Here is an 8,887-nt window from a genome sequence, read left to right on the forward strand (position 1 = left end):
AGGAGTCGATATGAAACTGTACGACCGAAAACTCAGTTGGAAGATTTTTTGTTTAATAGGTCAAGGTCGAACACTGAGCCATGCTGCGCAGGAATGCGGAATTGACTTGCCCTATGCCTCGAGGCTGATTTCAAAATTGGAGGATGAACTAGGTTTCTTCTTAGTGCTTCATCGTCCGCGTCCAATGAGACTAAGTGAAAACGGAATAAAGATTTTTCCCTTTGTTGAAGAGTTCGTTGCAGCCCAAGACCGTCTTGAAAATGAATGTCGTGAAATCGGCGTTAATCTTCAGAAGATACCTAAACGCAATATCCGTATTTCACTGCCTATAAATCTTAATAAAGAACCCCTCTTAGAAAAGTTAGTTAACTATGAGCGGCGTGAAGGCAGCAGTGTTACTTTCGAATTTTCTGCTGACATGGGGCTTAGGGCCCTAATGGAGCGTGAAACCGATATTTCCGTTGGTTTTTATCGAAAGGAAGAACCTACCCTAACATGCAGACAAATTGCAGAATACCGCTTTCCCCTGCTTGCCTCAAAAAAATATTTAGCTGAACATCCGGCGCCTAAAAAAGCTCAGGACCTTGAAGAACATGTCGTGCTTCTTAGGTACAAAACAAGTCCGACGTTTTCTCCGATTCTCCTAAAGAGGAGTTCGAATAAAACTTCAGACCCAAGCACAAGCATTGATATTGAACGTCTGCCCCACGTTCTCAAAGGCGACGGATCTTATTGCAGAAGCATGCTTTTGAAAGACGTCGGTATCAGTGTTGATGTAACACTGGGCGTTGTGGCAGAGGAAATCCAAAAAGGCAAACTGGAGCTGGTCTTACCCAGTTGGGGCAGACCCGATGCACCTCTGTGTGTTTACTGCCGGAACTCTAATTCAGAAAGTCCCTTATATCGAGAAGTTATGGATTTGATAGCGACAGAAATTTCCAAAATTGTCTCCGAAGAAAGAGCTCTCTTCGACCAACTTGCTTCTCGTCCTTCGGAGTAATCCTTCTTTTGGCTTAATGAGGTGCTTCCAAACGAAGCACCTCATTAATTTTTCCCATATTCATCCACGTACCGGTAAACGTGAAAGTTCTTTTGAATGCCTTTGGTTCTAATTTCAGAATCGTTTCCCGATTTTAAAATTCGCTCCTAGGCTTCTTTCTTTCCTTGCCACTGATGCGACAGCCTCAAACCCCGCATAAATACCGGATTTCGTTTCGCAGGAAAAGCCTACGGCTCCTTCTAACGCGTCTCTGCCGTAGGAATCACTCTGCGCATAAAAACTTTCTTCGGACGCATTAAAACGGCTCCTTACATTTATGTTCTTGCTGCCATAGAAATGTCGCCATCCGATTTTTCCGCCTGCAGTCAGGATTCCCGGCTGAAGGTCCTGTTTCATCTCAATTTTCAGGCCAAGCAGCGTACTCACTTCTCCTCTCGAGCTTTTAGAGAGAGTTTGCGGGATCGACCCACCGGACTCGGAAACTTTAGGACGATGGCTAAATACGTAATCAATTGAGGCGAACGGCCCTGCTGATATCCCTTTTTGACTCAACAACCGCAGTTCGGCTCCTAATTGCGTTCCAAAAGTAAATCCCGTCCAGTGAGCTTTATGCCATTCATCCAATGATTTTCTTGTAATTTTTGAATCAGAGAGCCCGACAAAAACGCTACCGAACGCAGAAAATCCCGGGACAGTCGAAGAGGTATAACGTCCCTCTGCACCGAAAGCGAATAAGGTTGAGTCGTAATGACTGCCGGTACCATCTTCCTTCAAATTTAGGTCCGAGACGCCGAAGAAAAGTCCTGTCTCCAGCTGCTCGGAAATTTTCGTTCTCAAGCCGCCCACTGCCCCAGCCTGCCGAGTGTTGTACCCATTGATTTGATCTGTCCCGGAGCGGTCGGCAAAAGAGGCAAGAGATTTCATCCAAACTCCATTCTGCGGCAACCCGGAAGAAACAAAACGATTGAGCAGTCTGCTCTGATCCAGTTCCGCCTTCTGGGCGTCTAGATAAATATTGGGCAAGACATTTTTTAAAGCCGATTGAACTTTATTGCCGGCAAAATCCGAAAAGTCCAACTCTCCAATTAAGTCCGTCAAACCATCATCGGATACGGAACCGGACGCAATCCTATACAAGGCTTGACCAAGAGAATATTGAGCCGGCGTCTGCGCATAGCGGGAATAACTATCACCTCGCCTCAAACTGGAAAGAACAAAGTTTTCTCCTTTGTTTTCTAATACGAAATCCAAAGTCGGAGAATCATTAATAAGACGAACGACGGAGAAATTCAGTTCCGGTTTTTGCCCCCCATCGGCTAAAGAAATTAAATCCGTCAGCTGTAGTCTTTGAGAAAACTCGTTGGTATAAAAAGCTTTTTCCAATCCTAACGACAGCGTTCCTTCCACTTTTGCTGTATTGAGAATTTTGAGCTGGTTATGCGCCCCATAACGGTCCACAATAAAGAGGAGATCTCCTGTTGGCCCCTGTTCGTAATCGCCTACCGTAAAAGGCGCTTCGTCCGTCCCGGGTAAAAATACTCCATTGTTGATCACTCTATTTATGACAGTTCCGGTACCTAACAGACCGCCGTCTTTTTGAACCAAAACTGAGCTATTAACTAAGATACCCCCTGATCCGTCAGGGCGAGGGTTGATCATTAATGATCCGCCCTCAACAATAGTCGGAGCAGAATAAGTATTCGTTCCCATCAGAGCCAGCATCCCCCAACCTGTTTTGATGAGACCCGGTTTTTTATCGGCAAGAATGGAATTCTCTGAAGAACGAGTCTGCCTAGAAATACCTTGCAAACCTGTGCGGTATTCCTCGTGATGGTATTTGTCATCCCACAGTCGCTCCGATATGTCATTGCTAAAAACTGCCATATGACCTTGTGTATCGAAGACTTCAAAGGCGTACGCCGTATTTCCAAATTCGGCATAAGTCTTAACGGAATTCGAAGACATTCGGTTCACATCTAACCGTGCAGGACCACCGACCGCTTTCCCGGCATCTAATACACCTTGTCCAAACACCTCTTCCTTAGTGACACGAATCAAACGAACATATTTGTCTTGTTCTTGCTCTGCCTCAGATTTCTCAAAATGATCTTTGACAAAATACTCGATCATTGAATTCAGAGAGCGGTACCCCCAAGCCTCAGGATCTTTGTTATATGTTTCCGTTAGGGCCTTGATAACCTGTTCTTCAGAAGGTTTTTCTGTAGAAAAATAGTAGAAAACCAATGCCGTTTCAGTCGACTCGTCAAAACCGACCAATATATCCGGACATTCGATATTGCTGTTAGCGGTCGTCAAAATGACGTCCGCCAGCTGCTTTCCATTCATCCAAGGAAAGGCCTGTGCGACTAGCGCTGCGGCGCCACTAACTTGCGGCGTAGCCATGGAGGTTCCGGATTTGATTGTATAGCCGTTCGTCACCGCATCTGCGGCAGAGATATATCCTCCCGGTGCCGAGACTGTGAACAGTTCTGCGCCTCTTGCGATATTGCTGAACAACGACAAGCCTGTCGGTCCAAGTGAAATCTTGCCGTCTTTGCGCGTTGCATCTAACGGATTTAGAGACACAACCGTAACCCAATTTCCTAATTCGGAACCGTAATAACGCGGAAGCATTCCCATAAATGAGGGAGACACCCAGCCGTCATTTGCCGCAGCTACCACCGCCAAACTGTTCGGATTTTCAATCGCCCACTTTACTAACTGACCGGAATGAGGTTTAACACCTTCGGTCATAGCCAGCTTTTTAGCCTCTTGGACAGAATACACCTCACCATTTGGAACAAAACTTTTGTCAACCGCCATTCCATTCCAGCTGTTATTCAGAATTTTTATTTCCGGGTGCGCTTGAAAGAATTTTTTGTCATCGGCGAAATAGTAACTTTGTAAACCGATATAGACCTGTCCAACTACATTGCTGTCAAAAGCAACACCATGCATACCGATATCGTCTTTCTTTGCCGCCATGATGGAGGCGACATGAGTACCGTGGCTTACATCCTGAGTCCAAGTGGTAGGATTTGCGACCAAGTGACCGTCTTTATCCAAGGCAGCGATCACTTCAAACTTGCCTGACAATTCCGGGTGATCTTCTCTCATAGGAGTATCTAAAAGGCCAATGAGAACACCTTTTCCCGTATATCCCTGATCGTAGGCAGAGGCTGCATTAATTAAATCAAGTCCGTTGGAAGAAAAATATTCTTTCGTTTGAAATTCGGATTCTGCAGCTCCAGCAGAATTAATCGTCACTGCGGCCGCAGCCAAAAAGCAGGCTAAAGTTAATTGTTTTATTTTTGGAGTGGTTTTCATTTTAATTCCGAGCGATTTCTCCATCCACTGTATTAGTACCGTCAACTTCTGAAAATGCGAGGAAACACTGTGAGGCAGGACTTTTTAAAAATTCTCCTGTATTTCCTACCGATCTCAGTTCGGAGTGACCACTTTGATTAACATCATTCACCCCTTAACATTTATTTATTTTTAGATATTTTTTCCTATCTCACCCGATATTGGTTTCATGCTTGCTCTTTTCCTGATGTTCTCGGAAAGAGGCAGTGTTTAAGTTAACGATACTTTCATACAACTCGTTCAATGAGATAACGCAAACTTGGCATAGTTCTTGCATAGATTATTTTGAAACCTAGCAAAATCTTTAAACCAATAATCAACCTGACTAGTTTTCAAAGCCTCAATAACCTAACTTAAACGCGTCACGGTTGTGCAGGGATGCCCTAAATTGGTGCGACTGCACGATGATGGCGCAAAGAAAGGAAAAGTGATGAAAGAACTTCTAATGATGAAGGGAGCCAAGACCTTAGTCGACGTTGCTACAAAAGTGCAGCCAGGAGAAACTGTCCTTTTGGTCACTGACTATGCGAAAACAGATATCGCTAAAGCCGTTGCTGCCGTTGCCTGTGACCGAGGTGCTGAAGTTATGATTATGAGCATGAAGCCTCGAAGACGGGCTGGAGAAGAACCACCTGCCGCCGTGGCCGCAGCCATGAAAAATGCGGACGTCGTGATCGTGCCCGTCAGTTACTCTATTACCCATACACATGCAGTAAAAAATGCGGCGGCAGCCGGAGCTCGAATCATCGTCATGACAGATTTCACCCCTGAAGTTATGATGCACGGCGGGATAGAAGCTGACTTTGACCAAATCAAACCAACCTGCATTGCCGTAGCCAAAGCCTTGGAAAATGCTGAAGAGATTCATATCACCTCTCCGGGAGGAACCGATCTTCGCTTTAATACGAAAGGTCGGCGCGGAAATGCACTTTACTGCGTCGTTGAAAAAGGTCAGTTCTCTACCATTCCAACGATTGAAGCCAATACCACACCTATCGAGGGAACCGCTGAAGGGGTTATCGTATGCGATGCTTCTATTCCGTACCTCGGAATCGGCCTTGTTGATGAACCTGTCATATGCAAAGTCGAAGGCGGCTTTATCACCGAAATCAAAGGCGGAAGAGCTGCAGAAATTCTTCGCAAAGATTTAGCCAGCCACGGCGATAAAAACAGCTACAACATTGCAGAGCTCGGGATTGGATTGAATCCAAAGTGTCGCATGTGCGGAATCATGCTTGAAGACGAGGGAGTCCTCGGTACCTGTCATATCGGCATCGGCACAAGTCTCACACTGGGCGGAGTTACCAAGGCTCCTTGTCATTACGATCTCATCATGTGGCATCCGACCATTGTCGCCGATGGAAAAGTAATTTTCGACAAAGACCATCCGACGCTCTAATCAAAATTATCTCAAAAACTTTATTTCCATCCCAAGGACAACACCATGAAACGCAGAAAACTCCTCTCCTCCCTCTCCGTTCTCACTGCCTTAAGCTTCTTTGGCGCCGGTTCAGCCTACGCTGCGGATGTTTATCCTTCTAAGCCGCTCTTGACGATCGTGCCTTTTAGCGCAGGAGGCGGCAATGACATTCTTCTTCGCATCATGGGCAAATACGCTGAAAAACATCTCGGTCAAACTCTTACCATTGACAATAAACCAGGAGCCGGCGGCCAAATCGGCTGGACCCTTCTGAGTAAAGCCAAACCGGATGGTTACACAATCGGTGCGGCTTCTTTACCTTCAATGATCATGATCAAGGAACTGCGTAAGAATGTGCCTTTCTCTATGGATGATTTCACCTTCATAGCAGCTGTTCAATCTGACCCAATTGTCTGGGTTGTCAACGAGGACAGTCCTTATACAACAGCAGCTGATTTCATCAAAGCAGCTAAAACCAAAACTTTGAATGTCGCCGGAGACGGTCCGCAATCTAATGTTCAGCTCCAGCATCTGATCGCTGAAAAAGATCTTGGTATTAAGACAAATTTCGTTCCCTTCAACGGCTCAGGTAAGGCACTTACAGCATTGATGGGTAAAAAAGTTGACCTCTGTGCTTCAACACTCTCTGCCGCACAAAAGCAGCTCGGCAACGGACTTAAAATTCTCGTGGTATTCGCTGATCAGTCCGCAGCCTCCGCTCCCACTGCCAAAGAAGCTTTCGGAAAAGATATCGCGCCTGCAGGCGCAGCTATCCGCGGCATTTGCGCGCCCAAAGGCTTAAGTCCCGAAGTATTAACTAAGTTAGAAAACGGCATCAAAGGGATTTGCGAAGATCCGGATTTCATCGCTGAAACCAAGAAACTCAAGCTGGATATCGGCTTTAAAAACGCCCAAGAAACTCAAAGAATTGTCTCTCAGACCTCCAAACTAGTCTCAGAAAACAAGAACCTCTTCTAACATTTTGTCGGGAGTCAATCATGGAACAAGAAAACACCCGAAAAGAAACGTTTTTGGCTGCTTTTCTCTTGCTCGCGGGGAGTCTGATCTTATGGAAAGGCTATTCTTATGAACCGGACTCCCGACAGTTCCCGGTCTTCTTAGGCTGGCTTTTCGTGTCTTTCTCAGCCCTTAATGCCGTCACCCTCTTCAGAAAAATTAAAACTGAAAAACTGTCGCTTTCCTTTAACTTTCACAAACTGAGTTTTCCACTTTCTTTGTCAGTCCTCTTGTTAGTCGGAGCCTATGCAGCTGCTATCCCCCTGCTTGGCTACTATCTCTCGACATTCTTATTTTTAATACTGGTGATGGCCGGATTCGGGTACGTCCGTAAAAAGAATCTTTTGATCTATCTGGGAGTGACTGTTTTATTCCTTGCCGGCGTTTATCTCTTCTTTACGCTGCTTCTTGGCACACGATTGCCTGTCGGCGAGATATGGGCTTTTTAGGAGGGCCGCTATGGATCTTTCAGCACTTTTTCCTGCTTTTTTCCAAGCATTGGAACCCGGAATGCTGGGGATGGTTCTCCTAGGGACAATTCTGGGCATTGTCGTGGGCTCTCTGCCGGGACTTACGAGCACTATGGGCGTTGCCCTTCTGGTACCTTTCACTTTCAGCATGAGCCCAGCGATGGGACTGGCCCTTCTCGGTGCCATTTATGCCTCTTCAAGTTACGCCGGCTCCATCAGTGCAATTCTGTTAAATATTCCCGGAACTCCCTCGAACTGCTGCACGCTACTTGACGGTTATCCGATGACTCAGAAAGGGCAGGCTTCTCGCGCCTTAGCGTTATCTACGATCGGTTCGGCAGTCGGCGGAATTCTCTCTGTCTTTGCCCTTTTATTTCTTGCTCCTCCTTTAGCGCGTTTGGCTTTGGAATTCGGCTCTCAGGAATATTTCATCATGGCGCTTTTCGGAGTCGCCATCATCGCTGCGCTTTCAGAAAAGAATATTGTTAAAGGAATGATCTCCGGTATTTTTGGTCTCTTACTTTCGATTGTAGGAATGCATCCGATTACCGGGGAAGCGCGCTTTACCTTTGATCTGCCGGAACTTTTCAACGGTTTATCTCTAGTGACTGCATTAATTGGCCTCTATTCTCTTCCGGAAGTTGTCTCAATGTTAAGAGACGAAAAAGATGCCGTTAAAGTCGAAAGTTCGGTTTCCTGCTCTGGAATTATCCGCGCGATGAGAGAAATCCTGAAATACAAAATGCTGACTCTCAGAGCCTCAATCATTGGCATCATAATCGGCATCGTCCCGGGAGCCGGCCAGTCCATCGCTTCATTTATTGCCTACGATGACGCAAAGAAATCCGCCAAAGATCCGAGTCATTTCGGCACCGGCTGCCCCGAAGGCGTTTTGGCTTCAGAAGTTTCCAACAATGCCGTAGTCGGCGGTTCGCTCGTTCCTGCCTTTACGTTAGGCATCCCGGGCAACGCCGTATCGGCTGTATTGATCTCCGGGCTGATGATTCATGGACTCCAGCCCGGGCCAACGCTTTTCCAAGAGAATGCTGAGACTGTTTACAGCTTTATCTTCAGTTTACTCATCGCTAATGTCGCTTTCATTCCCATCGGAATCCTTTGTGCCAAATACTGCGTCAAATTGCTGGCGATGCCTAAACCCATCCTTGCTTCATTAGTGCTTGCGTTAGCAGTGATCGGCTCGTACGCCGTCAACGGCTCAATTGTTGAAGTTTGGGTCATGATAGGCTTCGGAGCATTGGGATGTGCAATGAAGCACTTCAACCTTCCCAGAGAACCTTTGGTTTTAGGTTTGGTACTCGGCACAATGGCTGAAAGTGAATTAGCGCGTGCCCTGGCTTTGGTACAAGGAGATGTCGGTCAATTGCTTTGGGGAATATTCTCAAGCCCAATCTGCATGATTCTAATCGGTTTAATTCTTTATTCCATCATTCGCTCACAATACAAAAAAAGGAAAGCTTCAGCCAAGCCGTCTGACCAAAAAACGGAATTATCGGAAGAAGCCCGGATTACAGCGGCTTCCTGACCTCTTTCCTCTTCCTCTACACGAAGAGGAGGAGGTCGGCTCCGCGGAGACCGGACTTTTCGGTCTCATTT

6 protein-coding genes are annotated in these 8,887 nt (G+C 46.3%); 5 read left to right on the forward strand and 1 reads right to left on the reverse strand.

Annotated elements, in window-relative coordinates; genetic code table 11:
* Window positions 1-10 precede the first annotated feature (10 nt).
* Complete coding sequence (locus ACZND6_RS05195; protein WP_489524436.1) at window positions 11-1,000, forward strand: LysR substrate-binding domain-containing protein; 990 nt, start codon at window positions 11-13, stop codon at window positions 998-1,000.
* A gap of 114 nt (window positions 1,001-1,114) precedes the next feature.
* Here the strand turns inward: ACZND6_RS05195 and ACZND6_RS05200 are convergent, their stop codons facing one another.
* A complete protein-coding gene (locus ACZND6_RS05200; protein WP_300875947.1) occupies window positions 1,115-4,327 on the reverse strand; it encodes a S8 family serine peptidase in 3,213 nt (1,070 codons plus the stop codon).
* A gap of 469 nt (window positions 4,328-4,796) precedes the next feature.
* On the opposite strand from ACZND6_RS05200, the gene ACZND6_RS05205 reads away from it, so the two are divergent.
* The 4 genes from ACZND6_RS05205 to ACZND6_RS05220 are packed head-to-tail and all read left to right on the forward strand — an operon-like array spanning window position 4,797 to window position 8,816.
* Window positions 4,797-5,765, forward strand: coding sequence for an aminopeptidase (locus ACZND6_RS05205; protein ID WP_293737549.1), 969 nt, complete (start codon window positions 4,797-4,799; stop codon window positions 5,763-5,765).
* A 45-nt stretch (window positions 5,766-5,810) separates the two neighbouring features.
* Complete coding sequence (locus ACZND6_RS05210) at window positions 5,811-6,764, forward strand: Bug family tripartite tricarboxylate transporter substrate binding protein (RefSeq protein ID WP_300875944.1); 954 nt, start codon at window positions 5,811-5,813, stop codon at window positions 6,762-6,764.
* Between the two features lie 20 nt (window positions 6,765-6,784).
* Window positions 6,785-7,252: a tripartite tricarboxylate transporter TctB family protein gene (locus ACZND6_RS05215; protein WP_293737551.1), complete on the forward strand. Its 468-nt coding sequence runs from the start codon at window positions 6,785-6,787 to the stop codon at window positions 7,250-7,252.
* A 10-nt stretch (window positions 7,253-7,262) separates the two neighbouring features.
* Window positions 7,263-8,816, forward strand: a complete 1,554-nt coding sequence (locus ACZND6_RS05220) for a tripartite tricarboxylate transporter permease (RefSeq protein WP_293737552.1) — start codon at window positions 7,263-7,265, stop codon at window positions 8,814-8,816.
* Window positions 8,817-8,887: the final 71 nt, after the last annotated feature.

The sequence above is a fragment of the Parasutterella sp. genome (assembly GCF_057870745.1).

Excerpts from the sequence above, each read along its gene's own strand:
- ACZND6_RS05215 (WP_293737551.1), top strand. The coding sequence starts at position 6,785 with ATGGAACAAGAAAACACCCGAAAAGAAACGTTTTTGGCTGCTTTTCTC.
- ACZND6_RS05220 (WP_293737552.1), top strand. The coding sequence starts at position 7,263 with ATGGATCTTTCAGCACTTTTTCCTGCTTTTTTCCAAGCATTGGAACCC.
- ACZND6_RS05210 (WP_300875944.1), top strand. The coding sequence starts at position 5,811 with ATGAAACGCAGAAAACTCCTCTCCTCCCTCTCCGTTCTCACTGCCTTA.
- ACZND6_RS05195 (WP_489524436.1), top strand. The coding sequence starts at position 11 with ATGAAACTGTACGACCGAAAACTCAGTTGGAAGATTTTTTGTTTAATA.
- ACZND6_RS05200 (WP_300875947.1), bottom strand. The coding sequence starts at position 4,327 with ATGAAAACCACTCCAAAAATAAAACAATTAACTTTAGCCTGCTTTTTG.
- ACZND6_RS05205 (WP_293737549.1), top strand. The coding sequence starts at position 4,797 with ATGAAAGAACTTCTAATGATGAAGGGAGCCAAGACCTTAGTCGACGTT.